The organism is Corynebacterium glyciniphilum AJ 3170 (assembly GCF_007673095.1).
In the GTDB taxonomy this organism is placed as follows: domain Bacteria; phylum Actinomycetota; class Actinomycetes; order Mycobacteriales; family Mycobacteriaceae; genus Corynebacterium.
This window is the reverse complement of the sequence record NZ_VDYZ01000178.1, coordinates 1-292: the sequence shown is the minus strand read 5'-3', so window position 1 is coordinate 292 and position 292 is coordinate 1. Positions and strand designations below refer to the sequence as shown.

Here is a 292-nt window from a genome sequence, read left to right as displayed (position 1 = left end):
CCACATCCATACCCCCCCACACCCCTCCCCCACCCCCCACCCCCATCCTCCTCCTCCCCCTCACTCCCCTCCTCCCCGTCTGCCCACCCACATCATCCCTTCAACCCCCTCCCTCCCCTTCTCCCCCATCCCGTTCACCACCTCCCCACCCTCCCTCCCCCCCAATCCCCTTCCCCCCTCACACCCCTCCCACCCCACCCACACCTCCCTTTCCTCCCTCTTCCCCACCGCCCGACCTCCCACCATACCCAGTCGATCACCACCCCCACCCTCGAGACCGTCGGCGACGGCT

Annotated in this window: 1 protein-coding gene; it reads right to left on the bottom strand. The window is 69.5% G+C overall.

Translation table 11 applies throughout. The features are described from left to right. Positions 1-60: 60 nt before the first annotated feature. The coding region (locus tag FS507_RS19975) for a hypothetical protein (protein WP_222121464.1) at positions 61-292 on the bottom strand (232 nt) is incomplete at its 5' end.